This window comes from Hymenobacter aranciens, from assembly GCF_030580865.1.
In the GTDB taxonomy this organism is placed as follows: domain Bacteria; phylum Bacteroidota; class Bacteroidia; order Cytophagales; family Hymenobacteraceae; genus Hymenobacter; species Hymenobacter aranciens.
Genome location: NZ_JAUQSY010000008.1, coordinates 241,091 through 262,115 on the forward strand (window position 1 = coordinate 241,091; position 21,025 = coordinate 262,115).

21 protein-coding genes are annotated in these 21,025 nt (G+C 53.5%); all 21 read left to right on the forward strand.

From position 1 onward, the window contains the following. Positions 1 to 167: 167 nt before the first annotated feature. Positions 168 to 1,778: a flexirubin biosynthesis tyrosine ammonia-lyase FlxA gene (gene flxA / locus Q5H93_RS13700; protein ID WP_305007119.1), complete on the forward strand. Its 1,611-nt coding sequence runs from the start codon at positions 168 to 170 to the stop codon at positions 1,776 to 1,778. Positions 1,779 to 1,799: 21 nt separating this feature from the next. Then, complete coding sequence (gene flxB / locus Q5H93_RS13705; RefSeq protein WP_305007120.1) at positions 1,800 to 2,528, forward strand: flexirubin biosynthesis SDR family reductase FlxB; 729 nt, start codon at positions 1,800 to 1,802, stop codon at positions 2,526 to 2,528. A 15-nt stretch (positions 2,529 to 2,543) separates the two neighbouring features. Next, on the forward strand, positions 2,544 to 3,770 hold the full coding sequence (locus Q5H93_RS13710; RefSeq protein ID WP_305007121.1) for a beta-ketoacyl-[acyl-carrier-protein] synthase family protein: 1,227 nt from the start codon (positions 2,544 to 2,546) through the stop codon (positions 3,768 to 3,770). After that, positions 3,755 to 4,024, forward strand: a complete 270-nt coding sequence (locus Q5H93_RS13715) for an acyl carrier protein (RefSeq protein WP_305007122.1) — start codon at positions 3,755 to 3,757, stop codon at positions 4,022 to 4,024. Before Q5H93_RS13710 ends, Q5H93_RS13715 begins: the two co-directional genes overlap by 16 nt. Continuing rightward, positions 4,017 to 4,895, forward strand: a complete 879-nt coding sequence (locus Q5H93_RS13720) for a lysophospholipid acyltransferase family protein (RefSeq protein ID WP_305007124.1) — start codon at positions 4,017 to 4,019, stop codon at positions 4,893 to 4,895. Before Q5H93_RS13715 ends, Q5H93_RS13720 begins: the two co-directional genes overlap by 8 nt. Next, positions 4,892 to 5,311 carry a hotdog family protein gene (locus tag Q5H93_RS13725; RefSeq protein ID WP_305007125.1) on the forward strand — a complete coding sequence of 140 codons (420 nt, stop codon included), beginning with the start codon at positions 4,892 to 4,894 and terminating at the stop codon, positions 5,309 to 5,311. Before Q5H93_RS13720 ends, Q5H93_RS13725 begins: the two co-directional genes overlap by 4 nt. 20 nt (positions 5,312 to 5,331) lie before the next feature. Then, complete coding sequence (locus Q5H93_RS13730; protein WP_305007126.1) at positions 5,332 to 5,988, forward strand: hypothetical protein; 657 nt, start codon at positions 5,332 to 5,334, stop codon at positions 5,986 to 5,988. Between the two features lie 37 nt (positions 5,989 to 6,025). Next, entirely contained in the window at positions 6,026 to 6,418 is a 393-nt protein-coding gene (locus Q5H93_RS13735; protein WP_305007128.1) for an acyl-CoA thioesterase, read from the forward strand. An 11-nt stretch (positions 6,419 to 6,429) separates the two neighbouring features. Beyond that, a complete protein-coding gene (locus Q5H93_RS13740; RefSeq protein WP_305007129.1) occupies positions 6,430 to 7,584 on the forward strand; it encodes a beta-ketoacyl synthase N-terminal-like domain-containing protein in 1,155 nt (384 codons plus the stop codon). A 17-nt stretch (positions 7,585 to 7,601) separates the two neighbouring features. Then, positions 7,602 to 8,249 (forward strand): hypothetical protein, encoded by a 648-nt coding sequence (locus Q5H93_RS13745; protein WP_305007130.1) that lies wholly within the window; start codon positions 7,602 to 7,604, stop codon positions 8,247 to 8,249. Next, positions 8,230 to 8,484, forward strand: a complete 255-nt coding sequence (locus Q5H93_RS13750) for a phosphopantetheine-binding protein (protein ID WP_305007131.1) — start codon at positions 8,230 to 8,232, stop codon at positions 8,482 to 8,484. Before Q5H93_RS13745 ends, Q5H93_RS13750 begins: the two co-directional genes overlap by 20 nt. 10 nt (positions 8,485 to 8,494) lie before the next feature. After that, positions 8,495 to 9,688 (forward strand): beta-ketoacyl-[acyl-carrier-protein] synthase family protein, encoded by a 1,194-nt coding sequence (locus Q5H93_RS13755; protein ID WP_305007132.1) that lies wholly within the window; start codon positions 8,495 to 8,497, stop codon positions 9,686 to 9,688. Position 9,689: 1 nt separating this feature from the next. Beyond that, positions 9,690 to 10,718: a beta-ketoacyl synthase chain length factor gene (locus tag Q5H93_RS13760; protein ID WP_305007133.1), complete on the forward strand. Its 1,029-nt coding sequence runs from the start codon at positions 9,690 to 9,692 to the stop codon at positions 10,716 to 10,718. Then, a complete protein-coding gene (locus Q5H93_RS13765; protein WP_305007134.1) occupies positions 10,712 to 11,482 on the forward strand; it encodes a polysaccharide deacetylase family protein in 771 nt (256 codons plus the stop codon). Before Q5H93_RS13760 ends, Q5H93_RS13765 begins: the two co-directional genes overlap by 7 nt. Then, the gene (gene lolA2, locus Q5H93_RS13770; RefSeq protein ID WP_305007135.1) at positions 11,475 to 12,110 is read left to right on the forward strand and encodes a flexirubin biosynthesis/transport protein LolA2; all 636 of its coding nucleotides are present in this window, start codon (positions 11,475 to 11,477) and stop codon (positions 12,108 to 12,110) included. The genes Q5H93_RS13765 and lolA2 overlap by 8 nt, the downstream gene beginning before the upstream one ends. A gap of 34 nt (positions 12,111 to 12,144) precedes the next feature. Then, positions 12,145 to 12,708 carry a flexirubin biosynthesis protein LolB2 gene (gene lolB2, locus Q5H93_RS13775; RefSeq protein ID WP_305007136.1) on the forward strand — a complete coding sequence of 188 codons (564 nt, stop codon included), beginning with the start codon at positions 12,145 to 12,147 and terminating at the stop codon, positions 12,706 to 12,708. Then, positions 12,708 to 13,091: an ApeI family dehydratase gene (locus tag Q5H93_RS13780; protein ID WP_305007137.1), complete on the forward strand. Its 384-nt coding sequence runs from the start codon at positions 12,708 to 12,710 to the stop codon at positions 13,089 to 13,091. Before lolB2 ends, Q5H93_RS13780 begins: the two co-directional genes overlap by 1 nt. Beyond that, a complete protein-coding gene (locus Q5H93_RS13785) occupies positions 13,057 to 13,860 on the forward strand; it encodes a glycosyltransferase family 2 protein (RefSeq protein WP_305007138.1) in 804 nt (267 codons plus the stop codon). The genes Q5H93_RS13780 and Q5H93_RS13785 overlap by 35 nt, the downstream gene beginning before the upstream one ends. A gap of 244 nt (positions 13,861 to 14,104) precedes the next feature. Then, on the forward strand, positions 14,105 to 17,866 hold the full coding sequence (locus tag Q5H93_RS13790; protein ID WP_305007139.1) for a trifunctional MMPL family transporter/lysophospholipid acyltransferase/class I SAM-dependent methyltransferase: 3,762 nt from the start codon (positions 14,105 to 14,107) through the stop codon (positions 17,864 to 17,866). Continuing rightward, complete coding sequence (locus Q5H93_RS13795) at positions 17,863 to 19,383, forward strand: phytoene desaturase family protein (RefSeq protein WP_305007140.1); 1,521 nt, start codon at positions 17,863 to 17,865, stop codon at positions 19,381 to 19,383. Before Q5H93_RS13790 ends, Q5H93_RS13795 begins: the two co-directional genes overlap by 4 nt. A gap of 37 nt (positions 19,384 to 19,420) precedes the next feature. Further along, a complete protein-coding gene (locus Q5H93_RS13800; RefSeq protein WP_305007141.1) occupies positions 19,421 to 21,022 on the forward strand; it encodes a C45 family peptidase in 1,602 nt (533 codons plus the stop codon). Positions 21,023 to 21,025: the final 3 nt, after the last annotated feature.

Sequence of the window (21,025 nt, forward strand, 5' to 3'; positions counted from 1 at the left end):
CCGAAAACGCTTCCTTTTTCGCCAGAATATTGGTACTTTTGCAACCTTACAGTTATGCTAATGAAAGGGAGAAATGGATTTTACAGTCCTCTCTCTTATTCCCTGAGGCCAATCCCGCCTGCCGATAACAGCCTGATTAGCAAAAATCAATCCGCCTTATCCTTCTTATGCTCAACGGCTCCTCTTCTGCCTCCCATGCTTCCGGCTTCCGTCTGGTCCCGGCAGTAGCGGCGCCCGAGCTGGCAGTAGGCCACGAGCCCCTGACGCTGGCCGACTTCCAGGCCATTCTGCAGCACAACCGGCCTATTGTGCTGGCTCCGGAAGCCTTAGCGCGGGTTGAGCGCAGCTTTCAGTTTCTCAAGGACTTCGCCAAGGGCAAGCTTATCTACGGCATCAATACGGGCTTCGGCCCGATGGCCCAGTACAAGATTGCCGACGACGACCTCAACCAGCTGCAGTACAATCTTATCCGCAGCCACTGCAGCGGCTTGGGCAACCTGCTGCCGCCGCTCGAAACCAAGGCCTTGATGGTGAGCCGCCTCTGCAGCCTGCTGCGGGGCTACTCCGGCATCCACCCCGAACTGGTGCAGCTGCTGCGCGAGCTCATCAACCGCAGCATCCTCCCCTGCATCTACGAGCACGGCGGCGTCGGCGCCAGCGGCGACCTAGTGCAGCTGGCCCATCTGGCCCTGGCGCTCATCGGCGAAGGCGAAGTGCTCTACCACGGCACTATCACGCCCGCCGCCGAGGCCTTGCGGCAAGAGGGCCTTACGCCCCTCACCATCCACTACCGCGAGGGCCTAGCACTGCTCAACGGCACCTCGGCCATGACGGGTATTGCCGTAGTTAATCTACTAAAAGCGAAACGGCTAATCAGCTGGTCGCTGGCTCTCACTGCCACCATCAACCAGCTGGTCGAAGCCTACGACGATGCCGTGTCACACGAGTTGAACTCGGTGAAGCTGCACACCGGCCAGCAGCAAATAGCCGCCGCCCTTCGCCAACTCAACGTGGGGTCCGCGCTGGTACGCAAGCGTGAGCAGGTGCTCTACAAAGAAGAAAACTTAGGCGCTGACTTCCTGCAGGATAAGGTCCAGGAATACTATTCCTTGCGCTGCGTACCGCAGATTCTGGGGCCCGTACAGGACGCCTTGGCGCAAGCCGAACTGGTGGTGCTCAACGAGGTGCATTCTGTCAACGACAACCCCATCATCGACGCCGAGAATGCCAACGTCTATCACGGCGGCAATTTCCACGGCGACTACGTAGCCTTCGAGATGGACAAGCTCAAAACGGCCATCACCAAGCTAGCCATGCTCGCCGAGCGCCAGCTCAATTACCTGCTGAACGACAAGCTAAACCAGAAGCTACCGCCGTTCATCAACCTTGGTAAGCTGGGCTTTAATTTCGGGATGCAGGGGCTGCAGTTCACCGCCACCTCCACGGTTGCCGAGTGCCAGGCGCTGTCCACGCCAATGTACGTGCACAGCATCCCCAATAACAATGACAACCAGGATGTTGTCAGCATGGGTACCAACGCCGCCGTTATTGCCCGCAAGGTGGTTGATAATGCGGCCGAAGTGCTGGCCATTCATGCCACCGCCGTGATGCAGGCCGTTGACTACCTCCAGGTGTCGGCGCGCCTGTCGCCGGCCTGCCAGGCAGTGTATCAGCAGGTTCGGGCAGTTATGCCAGCGGTTGTCGAAGACTTTCCGCCTTTTTACAAGCTCCGCGCCGTAGTTTCGTTAATCAATACTAACGACCTGGCTGTTCTCTAGAGCAGTCCTGCCATCCACACCGTGAAATACGCCCTGATTACCGGAGGTTCGAGAGGTATTGGTCGCGCCGCAGCCATCAAGCTGGCGCAGATGCAGTACCATATCCTTCTCAACTTCAAGTCGAACCAGCAGGAAGCCTTAGTAACTCAGGCGGCGGTGGAGCAGCACGGCGTCACTTGCGAGCTCCTGCCCTTCGACGTAGCCAGCAAGGCTCAGGTGGACGAGGTACTGGGCGGCTGGCTGGAGCATAACAAGGAGAAAAAGATTGAGGTGCTGGTGAATAACGCCGGCATCCGGGAAGACAACCTCTTCATCTGGATGACCGACACCCAGTGGTCGAACGTCATCTCGACCAGCCTCGACTCATTTTTCTACGTTACCAAGCACATTATCAATGGTATGCTTGCGGCTAAATTTGGCCGCGTCATCAATATCGTGTCATTGTCGGGCCTCAAAGGCTTGCCGGGCCAGACCAATTACTCGGCGGCCAAAGCGGGCGTTATCGGCGCTACCAAGGCGCTGGCGCAGGAGGTAGCGCGTCGCGGCATCACGGTCAACGCCATTGCCCCGGGCTTTATTAAAACCGACATGACCAGTGACTTAAAGGAGAATGAGCTGGTAAATATGATTCCCATGCGCCGCTTCGGCCAGCCCGAGGAAGTGGCTGAGGCCATCGGTTTCTTCGCCTCCCCGGCCAGCTCCTACATCACCGGCGAAGTGCTTTCCATCAACGGCGGCCTGTATTCTTAACCTCGACCACAGCTTATGAACAGAGTTGTTATCACGGGATTAGGCATTTACTCCTGCATCGGCACCAGCCTCGACGAGGTGCGGCAGTCCCTGTACGAGGGCCGCTCCGGCATCATCGTCGACCAGGAGCGCAAGGACTTCGGCTACCGCTCCGGCCTCACCGGTATGGTAGCGCGGCCGGCCCTCAAGGGTGTGCTCGACCGCCGCGCCCGCATCAACCTGCCCGAGCAGGGCGAATATGCCTACATGTCGACCGCCGAGGCCATGCGCACGGCGGGCATCGACGCCGACTACTTCAAAGATAATGAGGTCGGTATAATTTACGGCAACGACAGTTCGGCCCAGCCAGTCATCGAAGCTACCGACATTATTCGGGCGAAAAAAGACACGACGCTACTCGGTTCCGGCTCCATTTTTCAGACCATGAACTCGACGGTGACCATGAACCTAGCCACCATCTTCCCGCTCAAGGGTATCAACCTGACGCTGAGCGCGGCCTGCGCCAGCGGCTCGCATTCCATCGGAATGGGCTACCTCATGATTAAGAGCGGCTTGCAGGAAATGGTGATTTGTGGCGGGGCCCAGGAAATCAACAAGTACGCCATGGGCAACTTCGATGCCTTGTCGGCCTTTTCCATCCTCGAAAGCGAGCCCGGCAAAGCCTCCCGGCCCTTCGACCGCGACCGCGACGGCCTCGTGCCCAGCGGCGGCGCGGCCACGGTCATCATCGAAAGCCTGGAGTCGGCGCAGCGGCGCGGGGCCACCATTCTGGGTGAAATCGTGGGCTACGGCTTCTCGTCCAACGGCGCCCACATCTCCAACCCAACGGTGGAAGGACCGGTGCGGGCACTCAGCAAGTCATTGGTGGACTCAGGCTTACGCGCTGCCGACATCGACTACATCAATGCTCACGCCACCTCCACGCCGGCCGGCGACGCCAGCGAAGCCCGCGCCATTCACGAGCTGTTTGGCGACCACCATACGCCCGTCAGCTCCACCAAGTCCATGACCGGCCACGAGTGCTGGATGGCCGGTGCCAGCGAAATCGTGTACTCGATGCTTATGATGCAGGAGGGTTTTGTAGCCCCCAATATTAACTTTGAGAACCCCGACGAAGACTCGGCACGGCTGAATATCGTAGGTAAAACCCTCGATAAGCGCATCGATACCTTCCTTTCTAATTCCTTCGGCTTCGGAGGAACCAACTCATCCCTTATTGTTACGAAATGGAAACCGAACTAAAAACCAAAGCCGAGATTATCAGCAACATCAATGAGTTTCTGGCCGAGGAGTTTGAGGTGGATGTTGCAGATATCACGCCCGAGGCTAACCTCAACGAAACACTGCAGCTGGATAGCCTCGACTATATCGACCTGGTAGTAATGATTGAGAGTAACTTCGGTTTCAAAGTGAAAGCGGAGGATTTTCCCGGAATCAAGACGTTTCAGGATTTTTACGGCTACATTATTTCGAAAACAGGCGCCAAGGATGAGTAAATGGCAGGGGAAATCCCAAACCAATGTTACTGGCTATAAGATTTTTGCGTTTTTCATCCGGCATTTTGGTATTCGCGCGGCATACACTCTGCTGGTTTTCGTTGCTTTCTATTACTTCGCTTTTTCCTGGAAAAGCTCCCAGCCTATTCTGAGCTTTTACCGGCAGCGGCTGGGTTTTTCGACTGGCCGCGCCTACTGGTACCTCTACCGGAATTATTTCTGCTTTGGTCAGACGCTGATTGACAAATTTGTTGTTTTATCTGGTCAGGTCAAGGCATTTACGTTTGAATTTGATGGTGAGCACCACCTGCGGCAGATAGCGCGGGAGGGCAAGGGTGCCATTCTGCTCAGCGCTCATGCGGGCAATTGGGAGGTGGCCGGGCAGTTGTTTTCGCACATCGATGTGCCGCTCAACATCGTGATGTACGACGGTGAAGAGGCCAATATCAAGCAGTACCTGGAGGGCGCTGCCAACCGCAACTTCAAGGTCATTTTCGTTAAAAATGACCTTTCGCACATTTTCAAAATCAACGAAGCACTATTGGCCAACGAAATAGTGTGCATGCACGCCGACCGATTTTTGCCTGGTAATAAGACCATTACAGCTGATTTTTTGGGAGCGTCGGCCGCTTTTCCCGAGGGACCGTTCATCATGGCCCTGAAATTTCGTGTACCCGTAGCCTACGTTCACGCGTTTAAGGAAACGGCCACGCACTACCATTTATATTCTACCCCACCTAAGCACTTCAATTCCAGAGAGCATCGCGTGCAGGACATCGTCACCGACTACGTCGCGAACCTGGAAACCCGCGTGCGCCGCTACCCCGAACAGTGGTTTAACTACTACGATTTCTGGCACACTTCCTCATGATAGCCGAAGGCCCCGCTCTTGCCCAGCTCCTCCCCCAACGCCCTCCATTTGTGATGATTGGCCAGCTCGAATCTGCCACTGAAGGGTGTACTGTGAGCCGCTATCAGGTCAGCGCGGCCTCCGTCCTGTTTGCCGATGGGGTGTTCACTGAAGCGGGCCTCATCGAAAATATTGCCCAGACGGCCGCCGCTGGCGTTGGCTTCAGCTACCAGCAGCAGCAAAAGCCTGCGCCCATCGGCTACATTGCGGCTGTAAAAGACCTTCGCATTCACAAGTTGCCCGCTGAAGGCACCGAGTTGACTACTGAAGTGGTCGTAAAAAACCAGGTGCTGGATTTTACCATTATCCAGGGCCTGGTCAGGGCGGGCGATACGACGCTGGCCGAATGCGAAATGCGGATTTTTGTCAAAGAATAGCTCTTCCTACTTTCTCTTTTATGAAAACCTCTCTCACCACCATTACTGTTGCCTTAGCTCTGTTGCTGAGCTCCTTTTCGTCGTTTGCCCAAAGCATGGCCGACGTGCTCACCAAGCCCGATGTACCACTTACCTGGCTGGGCCTCGACTTTTCGGAAGCTAAATACGTGGGCGACCCCGGCACCGTGGCCCCCGAGGAAATGAAAGACCTGTTCACTAAAATCAATACCGTAGTGTTGCAGGAGGCTGATAAGTACGACGTAGCCAAAGCCTTCAAGCGTAGCGGCAGCATGCCCTACAAAATCGAAGTGACGGAGGCAGTGAATGAAAAAATCGACGCCGGCCAAATCATCACAGCCAACCTGAGCGAGCAACAACACTTCAGCGCCGCCAAAATTCAGAGCATGGCCAATAAATACCGCTTTCCGGCGGGCACTTCCGGAGTGGCCGTGGTTTTTATTGTTGAGAATATCTCGAAGCCAACCGAGAAAGAGTCCTTCTGGGTTACCTTCGTTGATACCAGTTCGAAGAAAGTGCTGTTCACCACGGGCATGTCAGCTTCGGGGGGCGGCTTTGGTTTTCGCAATCACTGGGCCCGACCGGTTTACGACGTGCTCAAAGAAATCAAGTCATCGCAGTATGACAAGTGGAAAAAACAGTTTGCGAAAGGAAAATAACCCCGCATTTACCTGTACCTCACGCACACATACCCGCGTGCGGTTCAACGAAGTAGATTCGTTAGGCATTACCTGGCACGGCCACTACGTGCGCTATTTCGAAGACGGTCGCGAAGCCTTTGGCGAAGAGCATGGCCTGCGCTACCTAGATTTCTATCACCACGGTTTGGCCACGCCCATCGTCAGCCTGCACTGTGATTATAAAAAGCCTCTGCGCTACGGCGAAACGGCTCTTATTGAAACACGTTTTCTGGATAATCCGGCGGCTAAAATCCATTTCGACTACCGCATTTTCAATGCCGACACCCATGAGCTGGTAGCCAGTGGCACCACGGTGCAGGTATTTCTTGATATCGAAAGCCGGGAGTTATTACTCAATACGCCGGCTTTTTTCGAGAATTGGAAGCTGCAGGTGCAAGCCCACTCTTAAGTCTTTTATCAGTGGTACTGCTTGCCGCTCAGAATATTATTTCTCCGCTGGGCCTTACAGTGGAGGCTAACTTTGCCGCGCTGCTGGCCAACCAGTCGGCCGTAGTGGAGTATCCCCAGCAGCAGCTCGACGGCAGCTCGCTGTGGGCCGCGCGGCTGGCCGACGACTGGCCGACGGCCCTCCCGTTTGCTCTGGCTGGCAGTGCGCAGCTTACTCGTTTCGAGCAAGTAGCGGTGGCTTCCATTCAGGCCGCGCAGGCCCAGACGGCCATAGATTTGTCGTCGCCGCGCACCGTTTTCATTCTGGCTACCACCAAAGGCAGTATCGACCTGCTGGCCCAGGAGCCCGAACCGTCGGTCGAGTTGCTGGCCCGCGCCAGCCTGCCCACTTCGGCCCGCCTTATTGCGCAGACTTTTGGCAATATCAATGCGCCGCTGGTGGTTTCCAACGCCTGTATTTCGGGCCTGAATGCCATTGTGTTGGCACAACGCCTGCTACTGGCCGGCCAATATGAGCACGCTGTAGTGGTAGGTGCCGATTTGGTCAGCGAGTTTGTGTATTCAGGCTTCTACTCATTTCAGGCGCTATGCGTGGGCCGCTGCAGGCCATTTTCGGCCGACCGCAACGGCCTGAACCTCGGCGAAGCCGCCGCGACCGTTATTCTCACCACCGACGCGGCAGCGGTAGCGTCCACTGCCCCGATACGCGTAGCGGGGGGTGCCATTACCAACGATGCCAATCACCTGTCGGGGCCGTCGCGCACCGGGCAGGAGCTGGAGCTGGCCATCCGGCGGGCCCTGGCAGCTGCTGGCACTATTGCTGAAAATGTGAATGTTATTTCGGCCCACGGTACTGCTACGGTTTACAATGACGAGATGGAAGGCAAAGCCTTTGCGCTGGCCGGGCTGGCCAACACGCCCATTGGCAGCGTGAAGGGCGCGCTGGGCCATACTCTGGGCGCCGCTGGCGTGCTGGAGGCCGTATTACTGGCCCAGTCGCTCCAAACCAGCACCTTGCTGCCAACCGTAGGGTATTCCGAGCCGATGCCGGAAGTGCGTAATCCAGTGTTGACGACGCCTCAAACAAAGCCTTTGCGCTACGGCCTGAAAACCGCCAGCGGCTTCGGCGGCTGCAACGGCGCCTTGGTATTCGAACGGCTTCATTAAATCTTCATGTTGGCGCGATGAAAACAAGCTTTAAAATTCTTGGTAGCTGTCGAATTGATGAAAATAAAATCTTTGTCAACCAACAACTTGTGTTTGATAATTTCGCCATTAATTTCTCACAATTCGCCGACACAGCTTATCAGAATCAGGGAGTTGACTACCCGCGTTTTTATAAGATGAATAACCTGTCGAAATTAGGTTTTTTAGCAGCCGAATATCTTCTAAGTAACTTTGTTGAGTCGCCGTCAGCCCACGTTAGCGGCGAGCTGACAGGCATTATTTTAGCCAACCATTATTCAAGTCTTGACACCGATTTAAAACACCAGCAGTTTATTAAGCAAGGCGTTGCCAGCCCGGCAGTATTTGTGTACACGCTCCCTAATATTCTCATTGGCGAACTCTGCATCCGGCAAGGTATTAAGGGTGAAAACACATTTTTTATCGCGGCTGACTATGACATTCCCGGGCAGACGGCCTACGTTACCCAGCTTCTTAATGACCAACTCATTACGCATTGCTTCGTTGGCTGGGTCGAGTATACCGCTGCGGGTCACCAGGCTTTTCTAGCCTTCGTAGGGCCGAGCGCTGAGGCCGCATTGCCGGACTATACTTCCACTACTATTAATCTTCTTTTTCATCAATCGTATGGACGCGCTGAAAGCTGAGCTGAAATCATTACTTGTTGAGCATTTAAATCTTACGACCGTCAAGCCCGAAGAAATCGGCGACGACCAGCCGATTTTCGGCGACGGCCTGGGCCTGGATTCAATTGATGCCCTGGAGGTTATTGTATTGTTGCAGCAGCACTATGGTATTCGGCTTACCAAGGCCGAAAATGGCCCAAAGGTGCTGTATTCGGTGAATACCATTGCCGATTACATTACCGAGCACCGGAAATAAAGCATTGTCCATGAATGCTCTGGTTACTGGCGGCGGTATCATTTGCGCCTTGGGCACCTCGGAGGCCGAAGTGCTGGCGTCGTTTCGGGCCCATCGGTCGGGGATGAACGCGGCCGAATTTCTGCAAACTCGCCACCGGGCAGGCTATGTATTTGGGGAAGTACCGCTTAGCAATCAGGCATTAGCTGAACGACACCATCTCAGCCCCACGCTGAGTCGCACCATTTTGCTGAGCTACCACGCCGCCCGGGCAGCCTACGATACCATTCCGGCCAACCTGCGTCAGGTTTCGCGAATAGGCTTCATTTCGGCCACCAGCGTGGGCGGCATGGACAAAACGGAACAATTTTTCGAGGATTACCTGGTTGATAAAGCCGCCGGCGACCTTGGCCAGGTGATGCACCACGATTGCGGCCGGGCCACTGACTTTGTTGCCCGCGAGCTCGGTATCAAGGACTTTGTGACGACCATTAGCACGGCCTGTTCTTCCTCGGCCAATGCGCTGATGCTGGGGGCCCGCATGCTCAAAGCCGGCCTGCTGGACATTGTCATTGCTGGCGGGGTTGACCCACTCACGCGCTTCACTTTCAATGGCTTCAACACCCTGATGATTGTGGACCCCGAGCAGTGCAAGCCACTCGATGCCACCCGCGAGGGCCTGAACTTGGGCGAAGGCGCCGCCTATCTGGTCCTGATGAGTGAGCAGGCCGCCCAGGCGCTGCCAGCGTCAGTTCACTGTCGCCTCAGCGGCTACGCCAACGCTAATGACGCGTTCCACCAGACCGCTTTATCGGACCAGGGCGAAGGGCCGTACCTAGCGATGCAGCAGGCTTTGCAAAAAGCAGATTTACAACCATCTGATATTGATTATATCAATATGCACGGCACGGGTACCCGCAACAACGACTTAGCGGAAGGCACTGCCATTCGGCGGTTGTTTGGCGGGGTCTATCCAAAGCTAAGCTCCACTAAGTCGTTCACGGGCCACACCCTGGCGGCTAGTGGCGCCATTGAGGCCTATCTGTCGGTATTGACCGTGACGGGCGGGTACGTATTCCCCAATTTTTCCTTCCGCCAGCCGGTTGAAACACTCGACCTGATACCCGAAACGGAGTTTTACCAACACGCCACGATGCGGCATGTGATGTCGAACTCGTTCGGTTTTGGTGGCAACTGCTCTTCGCTGATATTTTCCCGAACGTAGTATGTCGTTTTATATCAACGGGATTGGTGCCGTTTCACCCCAAAAATCCTTTGCCGAGGCCCTTTCATCAAAACCGGCCGTACACTACGGCAACCAGCTGCACTGCCAGGAACCAGACTACACGGCCTTCATCGACGCCCGGCAGCTGCGCCGTCTGAGTCGCATCGTGAAGCTTAGCATAGCCGCCTCCAGCCAGGCGGTGCAGGATGCCGCTCCCGCCATCATCGATGGGGTAATTGTGGGTACTGGCTGGGGCTGTATTGAGGACACCGTAACCTTCCTGGAGAAGATGGTGGAAAACCAGGAGGAAGCCCTCAGCCCTACTGCTTTCATCCACTCCACCCACAATACCATTGCGGCGCAGGTAGCCTTCCAGCTAAAGTGTAAAGGCTACAATACCACTTATTCACACCGCAGTATATCTTTTGAAAGTGCGTTGCTCGATGCCGCTCTTCTGCTAGCCGAAACGCCTGCGCAAACCTTGCTGGTAGGTGGTGTGGATGAGCTAACGAATACCAGCTTCAGTATTTTGTCGCGGTTTGATTTATTCAAGCAGCCTCAGGAGCTTGGTTCCGACAGCTTGTTTTCGCTAGGCACCGCGGGTACGGTAGCAGGCGAAGGCAGCGTGTTTTTTGCCGTTTCGGGCGTGCGTACCGAGCACAGCTACTGCCAGGTTGCTGCTGTTCAAACGCTGAGTTTTGGGAGTACTGATGACGCCGTTGAGGCGGCGCGCAAGATGCTGCAACGGCACGGCCTGCCAGCAGTCGACTTGCTATTGCTGGGCAACAACGGCGACTCCAAAGAAGACAAACACTACGACAGCTTCGAAACCAACTTCACTCAGCAGGGGCAAACACTTAAATTCAAGCATTTGTGCGGGGAGTATCCTACTGCCAGCGCCTTTGGCCTCGGCTTGGGGGCCACCTTGCTGAAACAAAATTTATCACTCGGCTCAGTTCCTCAGAGTGTGCTATTTTACAATTGCTCGCCCCAGAGCCATCAGGCACTGGTGCTGCTGAGGGCATGCTGACTTTCCGTAATTCCCTTATTCTCTACACGCTCACTCTGGCAGGGCTGGCCAGCATGGTGATTTACCAGCATTTTTCCCTGCTCTGGCCTGGTTTGCTGACGATTGGCTATGCGGCACTAATTGGCTACGGTTCGGCCCGCGTTGAGTCATCGTTTTTCGTCAAAACGGTGTGCCACGGTCCTGCCTCCCGTCAGCAAATTGCGCTAACATTTGACGATGGGCCCACGGAAATGACGCTGGAGATTCTGGCTATTCTGCGGCGGCATTCGGTGGCCGCCACTTTTTTTTGCATTGGGCAGCGCGTAAATCAGTGGCCGGACATTGTGCGCCAGGCGCACGCAGAAGGACATATTATTGGTAATCATAGCTTTTCACACGGATACTGGTTTGATTTGTTTTCGACTATCCAGTTTCAGCAGGAGTTGCAGCTAACCAACCAGGCTATTCAAACGGCTATCGGCCGGCAGCCGGCTTTATTCCGGCCGCCCTATGGCGTGACCACGCCCAACTTAGCCTGGGCCATCCGGCAGCGGAAGCTCACCTGTGTAGGCTGGAACGTGCGAACAATGGATACCGTCATCACTAATGAAACCAAATTGCTGGCTCGTGCGGTAAATGCCTTGGCCCCCGGCACGATTTTTCTCTTCCATGACCACGTCGCCTCTACCGCCCGGATGTTGGAAGCCTTTATCCTGGAAGCCCGAAACCGGGGCTATGAATTCGTCAATCTCAACCAGCTACTAGACGTACAACCTTATGTTTAAGCCCTTTTTGATTGCTACGGCAATGTTTTTCACATTTGCCACCTATGCTCAGCCCCAGGGCTACAAGGCCGTGACTGATAAGGCAGCCTTCGAAAAAAGCTATGCAGCCGCCGCTGAGAAAACCACTTCGATTCGGAGCGATTTCAAACAGGAGAAGAACCTGAGTATGCTGTCTGAAAAGATAAATTCCTCGGGTGTTTTTCTTTTCAAGGCGCCCAATCGGGTACGGATGGAATACACCAGCCCGTATAAGTATCTGATGGTTATTAACAATGACAAAATCCTCATTCAGGACCGTCAAAAGAAGAAAGTGTATTCAGCCGGTGACAACAAGGCATTTAAGTCGCTTAACTCCGTGATTATGGAGTGTGTCCAAGGCCGGATTCTGAGTAATAAATCATTCAAACCAGTGCTGTACGAGAACAAAACAACTTATTGCCTCGACCTTACCCCGCAGAGCAAGGAATTGAAGCAATTATTCAGCTCCATTCGGCTAGTTATTGCGAAAAACAATTTCTCAATCGATGAAATTGAAATGCGTGAAAGCTCCGGCGATAACACGGTTATCACATTCACCAACAAGCGCATTAATGCGCCCGTGCAGGATGCCGAAGTTCAGGTTAATTAGTCTGCTGATAATGCTCTCAGCGTGCAGCGGACACTTGTACGAAGAATTGCGTAGCTCACCGGAAAGCCCTAAAACGCTGGCGGCGCTGAAACCGGAATTTACCAACGCGCTTTATCGTACGCAGGTCGATATCATGGGCAAACCACTTAGTGGTTTGCTGCTTATAAAAGCGTTACCTGATGGCAGCACCCGGGTGGTTTTCACGAATGAAATCGGAGTTAAGTTTTTTGACTTCTCATTTGGTCAGCAAAAATTTGAAGTCATTTCCTGTATTGACCAGCTTAATAAAAAGGCAGTAATTAATCAGCTGCGGCAGGATATCGGGGCTATTCTGATGTACCAGCTCGATTTCACCAGAGGCCAGGTTTACCAGCTTCAGGACGAATTGTACTATCAATTTCCTGGTGAGAAAAGCACGCGGCTTTACTACGTCACCGATGCTAAGCAGCGGGTCATCAAGCGAATTGAAAACACTACTGACAAGAAAAAGAAACTGGTGGTAGAATTATTCAATCCAATCCGAAATGTAGCTGACTCAATTTTTCTGGACCACAAGCTGTATAAGTTTTCTATCAGCCTCAAGAAAATAAAACAGTAATGTTCCAGCCCGAATTTTACTCATTTACCAGCTTTGCCAGTGATGGCAATAGCTCGGTGGAAGCCAGGTTTCTACTGAATCCGTCGCACCCGGTTTTCGAGGGCCACTTTCCCGGGCAGCCGGTAGTGCCTGGGGTCTGTATGTTGCAAATAATTAAGGAAGGTCTGGAGAAAGCGTTAGGCAAAAAAATACTTCTGGCGCAGGCGGCAAATATTAAGTTTTTGTCAATGTTAGTTCCAGCAGCCGACAAGGAAATCATTTTAAAGGTTGAGTTTAGCGTATCCCGTGAAATATTGATTTCAAATGCCAGCCTTAGCGCCTACGATGAATTTTTTATTAAGCTGAGCAATGCCCGCTACCTCTTCGCTTCAAGTGCCGAGTAGTGCAAATGCTGCAGAACTGGCGGCTCGCAAAATCTGCGTAATTATTCCGACTTATAACAACGCGGCTACGCTTGCCACTGTGCTTGAGCAGGTGCAAGCGTATTGCGGCCATGTGTATGTCGTAAACGATGGTTCGACGGATGGCACGAGTGAGATTCTAACCCGCTATCCAACGATTACGGTCATTAGCTACCCGCACAACGTTGGCAAAGGCTGGGCGCTGCGCCAGGGCTTTGCGGCGGCGGTCAATGACGGCTTCGATTATGCCATTACGCTTGACTCGGATGGGCAGCATTTTGCGCAGGACATTCCGGCCTTGGTAGCCACGCTGGTGCAAACTGGTCCTTGCCTTATCATCGGGGCGCGCAATATGCAGCAGGAAGGTGTACCTCGTAAAAGTTCGTTTGGCAATAAGTTCTCGAATTTCTGGTTCTGGTTTGAAACCGGTTATGAGGTACCCGATACGCAGAGCGGCTACCGTCTCTACCCGATTCGCGAGCTGCAACACTTACGCTTTATTACGCGCAAGTTTGAGTTTGAGATTGAGGTGATTGTGCGGGCGGCCTGGCAGGGCATCCGAGTAGCTTCGACTCCCGTTAGCGTATACTATGCAATTGGCAAAGAACGAATTACACATTTCCGGCCTTTTGCGGATTTCACCCGTATTAGCCTGCTGAATACAGTGTTAGTGACTTTGCGGATAGTCTATCAGCTTCCCCGGGCGGGCCTCCGGAAGCTGCTGGATAAGCGGGGTAAAGTGAAGGCTTGATGAACGGCGGTTCCGGCTTGGAGGCGGCGGGACATTACCGGCGTAAATTTGTAGTTGCGCGCTGGTCATTTTATTTCCATTAACTGATTGCAAGGCAGTATTGCACTTATAATCTGTCGATTAATAAAATAAGCGCACGCACCCTTCTATGGCCGATTTTTTCTTATCAATCTACCGTTTTTTCGCTGTTCGGAAGCGGTTATTTTACCTCGTTTTTCTGGCCAGCTTTCTTGGCCTGGGTGTCTTGGCTTCGCGTATCCGTTTCGATGAGAACGTGATGCAGATGCTGCCGCATCAGCAGCGGCTGGATGAGCTAAGTCAGTTTCTGCAAAGCTCCAAGTTTACGGACCGTGTGGTGCTCTGTGTGTCGGATATCGACAGCAGTACTGCTGCTTTGCCTGAGCAGCAGGCCGCTTATGCCGATACGCTGGTGGCAGCCATCCTGCACGACGAGAGTCGCTTCATTTCCTCGGTTGTCTATCACACCAATGACAGCCTGATGTTTAATGTATTCGGCACGATTTCCGAAAACTTACCGATTTTTCTGGAAGAGCAGGACTACGCGGCCATCGACTCGGCCATTGCGCCACGTAATGTGGCGCGCAAAGTAGCCGCTAATTATGAAACGCTGGTGGGCCCGACCGGCATTGCGCTGAAGCCATTCATTGCGGCCGACCCGCTGGGATTTGGCTACGTAGTGTTGAATAAGCTCAAGGATTTTAAGCCCGACGACAAAGTTGATTTATTTGAGGGTCATTTCTTTACTGCTGACCGGCGGCATTTATTCATCTTTCTGGAGCCCCGGTATCCGTCAGCTAACACCCCTCAGAATCAGGCATTTTTCGAGAAGCTTGACCGCACGCTGGCCGCTCATTCCAGCCCGCGCTATAAGGCTGCTTATTTTGGTGCACCAGCGGTAGCGGCGGCCAATGCCAACCAGATTCGCCACGACACCTATCTGACGCTGTCGATTTCGGTAGCGTCGCTGATTGTAGTCATTATGCTGTTTTTCCGACGATTACCGGCCCCCGTGCTGATGTTGCTACCGGTGGCTTTCGGCGGATTGTTTGCGCTGGCATTTGTGGCTACTACTCAGGAATCGGTTTCCGTTATCGCAGTTGGCGCCGGCTCTATTATTCTGGGTATTGCGGTTAATTATTCGCTTCATTACCTGACGCATTTCCGCTACCACCCCGACCCGGAAGCGACCATTCAGGATTTGGCCTTTCCGCTTACCATTGGTAGTCTGACTACCATTGCGGGCTTTTTGTGCCTGCAATTTGTGGATGTGCCCGTGCTACACGACCTGGGTTTATTTGCGGGCCTGAGCTTGATTGGGGCGGCTATCTGCACCCTGATTTTTCTACCGCATTTCGTGACCGGGAGCAATTCGGCTGGTGCTATCACGAATGCAGCCTCTTCCCCGTATAGTAATCTGAGGCGCTGGATTTCAAGCTTTTTCCAGCATCGCACAGTACGCTATACTATCTTGGTTCTTACGCCAGTACTGCTTTATTACTCCTTTCAGGTTCGGTTCGAAAGCGACATGAGTCGTATTAATTTCATGACGCCGCAATTGCGCGATGCGGAAGCCCTGCTTAACCGCATTTCGACCTTATCGCGCAAAACTGTATTCCTGACCACAAAGGGCGCTAGTCTGGACGAAGCCCTGCAACGCAATGAGCAATTACTCCCGAAACTCAATGCCCTGCGCACTAAAGGGAAGATTCTGCGCTATTCCGGCCCGTTGGCCCTGCTGCCCTCGCGTAGCACCCAGCAAGCCCGCATCGCCCGCTGGAATACTTACTGGACACCCGCCAAAAAGCAGCAATTACTGGCTTCATTGACTGCTGCCGGCCGGCCATTTAATTTCTCCAGCAGCGCTTTTCAACCCGTTGCTGAAATGCTCAATCGCCCCTATATCCCATTGAGCGCTGAAAATCAGCAATTATTACGCAAAGCCCTGCTCAATAATTTCATCGAGGAGAAGAACGGACAGGTATATATTCTCAATCTACTTACGACTACGCCCGAAAGCACGCGGGCCGTATTTAAGGCCTTTGGTGATAACAAATACTCCTACATTTTTGACCGCCAGTACATCACGCATTCACTAGTTAGCATTGTCAATCAGGAATTTACCTTCATTGCCTTCTGGACTTCGACCCTGGTATTTGTGGCTTTGCTGCTTTCTTATGGTCGTATCGAGCTGGCGCTTATTTCTTTCCTGCCAATGGTGGTAGCCTGGGTGTGGATACTGGGCTTAATGGCTATTTTCGACATCAAATTCAACATTATCAACATCATTCTTTCGACGCTGGTATTTGCGCTTGGCGACGATTACTGTATTTTCACAATGGATGGCCTGCAACGCGACTACGCCGAGGGCCGCGAGGAGGAAAACTCGGTGAGCATTTCTATTATGCTCTCGGCCCTGACAACGCTTATTGGCTTGGGCACCTTGTTTTTAGCTAAGCATCCTGCTTTGCAATCGATGGCTTTTGTATCCATCATCGGCATTTTCTGCGTGTGGTTTGTGTCACAAACTTTGCAGCCCTATTTGTTTTCGCTGCTAATAACCAGTCCCGCGCAACGCAAACAGGCTCCCTACACTTTCTGGGGTTTGGTAAAATCGGTGTTCGCATTCAGTTATTTTGTCTTTGGCGCACTGCTGCTGAATATCCTGGGGCTGCTGCTGAAAATTGTGCCCGCCAAACGGAACGCCAAAAAGTACTTCTACCATTGGGTAATCAGCAAGTTTACGGGCTCGCTGATTTACATCATGGCCAATGTCAAAAAGACATTTATCAACGACATGGGCGAAGACTTTTCGAAGCCGGCCGTTATCATTGCCAACCACCAGTCATTTCTTGACATTCTGCTGCTTACCATGCAATACCCCAAGCTAGTGCTGCTCACCAGCGACTGGGTTTGGAACTCGCCCGTATTTGGCGCCGTGGTGCGCATGGCCGACTATTTCCCAGCCTCCCAGGGCGCCGAAACCGGCTTGGCGGCGCTGCAGCAGCAAGTAGCCGCAGGCTACTCGGTGGTTATCTTCCCCGAAGGCACCCGCTCGGCCGATGGCCGCATTCGGCGCTTTCACAAAGGCGCCTTCTTCTTGGCCGATAAACTGGGCCTTGACGTGTTGCCGATTCTCATTCATGGCAGTGGCGACACGATGCGCAAGGGGCATTTTTACCTCAACGACGGGCACATGACGCTGAAAATCCTGCCGCGCATCAAGGCCGGTGACCCGGCTTTTGGCAGCGACTATTCGACGCGAGCCAAGCTGGTAAGCCACTATTTCCGCCGCGAATACGCCCACTTGGCGCAGGCAGTGGAGCAGCCTGATTATTACAAAAACGAGCTCATTGCCAACTACCTATACAAAGGCCCGGTGCTGGAATGGTACGCTAAAATCAAGATGCGGCTGGAGGGCTATTACCAGCTGTTCGACGGGCTGCTGCCGCGCCAAGGGCGAATTCTCGACATTGGTTGCGGCTACGGTTTCATGACCAATATGCTGGCCCTGACCTCCCCAGAGCGCGAAGTAAGTGGTTTCGACTTCGATGAGGAAAAGATTACGGTGGCCCAACACGGTTTCGTCAATGGCCCCAACGTGAGCTTTGCCTGTGCCAACGCCCTGACGACCCCGCTGGCGCAGTACGACGGCATTGTGCTGAGCGACGTGCTGCACTACCTCCCCGACCACGAGCAGCAGGCCCTGCTGCAGAAATGCTACCAGAGTCTGCGGCCCGAAGGTGTTATCATCATCCGCGACGGCTTTAGAGAATTAGCTGACCGTCATAAAGGTACTCTGCTGACGGAATGGTTTTCGACGCGCTTTTGTAAGTTCAACAAAACGGCGGAAGGTGGGCTGGTTTTCCCGTCCACGGAGCTCGTCCGTAATTTTGCGGCGGCCAATCAGCTCGATTTGTCGCTCATCGATAACACGCGCTACACCTCCAACCTCGTATTCGTTTGCCGCCGCCCCGCTCAAGTATGAACCAGCCCAAAAACATAGTGATTGTAGGTAGCGGCCTGGGCGGGCTCATTTGCGGCGCTATACTGAGCATGGAGGGCCACCATATCACAGTATTGGAGCGTAACAAGCAGTTTGGTGGCAACTTACAGTCTTTCGCCCGCGACAAACACCTTTTCGATTCGGGGGTGCATTACATTGGCGGGCTTGAGCCAGGTCAGAATACTTACAAGATTTTCAAGTATTTGGGCATCATCGATAGGCTTAAGCTCGAAAAGCTCGACTTAAATGCGTTCGATAAAATTCTGTTTCAAGACGATGCAACCGAGTATAACTACGCCCAAGGGTACGATAATTTTATCGAGACGCTGGCGGTCAATTTTCCGGATGAGCGCGCAGCAATTGAAAAGTATTGCACTGTTATTCAGCAAATTTGCGCAGCGTTTCCATTATACAATCTGGAGCCGCAGGAAAGCCTCACGCCCAGCGATGCATTATCAATTGATACCCATGCTTTTATTTCCTCGCTCACCGATAATGTAAAGCTGCAAAACGTGTTGGGCGGCAGCAATCCGCTTTATGCCGGTATTAGAAACCAAACCCCGCTTTATGTGCATGCGCTGGTCCTCAACAGCTACATTCAGAGTGCTTATCGCATTGTAGAAGGCGGCGGGCAGATTGCCAAGTTCCTGGCCAGCATCATCCGCCGGAATGGGGGCGTGCTGAAAAACAAGACTTTCGTGAAACGTTTCGTGACCGAAGGCCGTCAGGTGCAGTACGTAGAGTGTGAATCGGGCGAGCAATACGCTGGGGACTTATTTATTTCCAACATTCACCCGGCCCAAACGTTGGCCATGACGGCCACCGAGGCCATCCGACCCGCCATTCGCAACCGCGTGGCGGAACTGGAGAATTCCTTGTCAGCTTTCGTGCTGAATATCACACTAAAGCCGGGCACTTTTCCCTACGTTAAGAGCAACTATTACTGTTATCTCAACGACGACGTGTGGAGCAGCATGGACTATACCGAGGAAACCTGGCCCCTCTCCTATTCGGTATTTTTCTCAGGCACTTCGAAAACAACGGACTACGCCGAGGGCATTTCCATTCTGGCCTACATGCGCTACGAAGAGGTAGCCCAATGGCGCGACAGCCACAACACGGTACAGGAACCAATGAATCGGGGCGAAGATTATGAATCCTTTAAGCGTCGTAAAGCCGAGCTATTACTGGAGAAGGTTTACCTGAAATTTCCGCAGCTTAAGGGCGCCATCAAGAATTATTATACAGCCACGCCGCTCACTTTCCGCGATTATATGGGCACGGCTGACGGCTCTATTTACGGCATCGTGAAGGACTACCGCAGTCCGCTTCGCAGCTACATTTCGCATCGCACGAAGGTTGAAAACCTGCTGCTGACGGGGCAGAATGTGAATATGCATGGGGTGCTTGGGGTAGCTATCAGCGCAGTGGTCACCTGTTCAGAGGTGCTGGGGCTGGATTATTTATTAGGCAAGATACATCATGCGCAAAACTCTTAAAATTACAGGTTTATCAATTGTTTTTCTATTACTTGGGGTGGTTGGGCTCATTGCCTATCAGTATAATCGCGTGGCTGGCAGCCACCCGGCGCCCACGCCTACGGCCCTGCTGCGGGCGCAGCCGCAACAGTTAGGGGCTAATTGCTACACGCTAGCTAACAACTGGCTCCGTAAAAGCAACAGCGGCTGGTGGGAAATGCATCTCGAAGGCGAGCCTTTCGAGCGCGGCGTGGCCAATGGCAAGCTGAGCAAGCAGTTGCTCACGTTTCAGGAGCAGGCCTTTTTCGAGCAGATTTGCCGGCTGGTACCGTCGTCGTTCTACCGCCAGTTTCTCAAGTATTTGATTGGCATTTACAACCGTGACCTAGAGCAAAACCTGACGGAGGAACAGCGGCTGGAAATCTACGGCACTTCGCTGTCGGCCGACCATAAATTTGATGAAATCGGGCCGGCTTACCCGCGCATGATGAACTATCACGCGGCCCACGACATTGGTCATGCGCTGCAAAACCTGGCGCTGGTCGGCTGTACGTCGTTTGCGGCCTGGGGCGAGCACTCGGTTGATGGGCAACTCATTATCGGTCGCAATTTTGATTTTTACGTTGGCGACAAGTTTGGCGAGAATAAGATTATTGCTTTCAATTCACCGGCCAGTGGACATAAGTTTATGACTATCACCTGGGCCGGGATGACGGGCGTGGTATCAGGCATGAACATGGCGGGCCTGACTATCACCCTGAACGCGGCCAAATCGGAGCTACCGGGTGGCTCGGCCACGCCAATTTCGCTGCTGGCCCGCGAGATTCTGCAGTATGCCAGCACCATTGAGGAGGCCGTAGCCATTGCCCAAAAGCGGCAGACTTTCGTAGCCGAGTCGCTGCTCATCGGCTCGGCGCAGGATAATAAGGCGGTGGTGATTGAAAAAACTCCCACCGAGGTACAAGTGTATGATTCGCAGCACAACTACCTCACTTGCACCAATCATTACCAGAGTACCGCGCTCGGCGTCACGCAGCTAAACCGCGAGCACATGCGCGAAAGTGCTTCGGTGTATCGGCAGCAGCGCCTGGAGGAGCTTATCAGCCAGGCTGGCAAGCTTAATCCGCAGAATACGGCGGCCATTTTGCGCGACCAGCGGGGGTTGCGAGGCGAGTTTATCGGTTATGGCAACGAAAAGGCCGTCAATCAGTTGATTTGTCATCACTCGATTATTTTTCAGCCGCAAAAGCGCGTGGTTTGGATTGCATCGGCGCCCTGGCAGCTGGGTCAGTACCGGGCGTATGACTTAAACAAGATTTTCGCCATGCGCGGGCTGAGTGCCGACCAGGAAATTGCCGAGCCCGTGGCCATTCCGGCCGATACTTTCCTGCAAACTGCGGCTTACCGGGATTTCGTAAAATTCCGGCAGCTCAGCACGCAGGCGCAGGATGGTCAGCCCGTTCCGGCCACCGACTTCGTGCGCCTCGACCCAGAGTATTACCACGCTTACGTGCTGGCCGGGAATGCTTATTTCCAGCAGAATGAGTTTGCCCAGGCGCGGCAGATGTACCGAACAGGACTGACGAAAGTCATTGCTTCCCAGCCGGAAGAGCGTTACCTGCGCAAGCAGATTGAGAAATGTACTGCGAAGCTGGATTAGCCG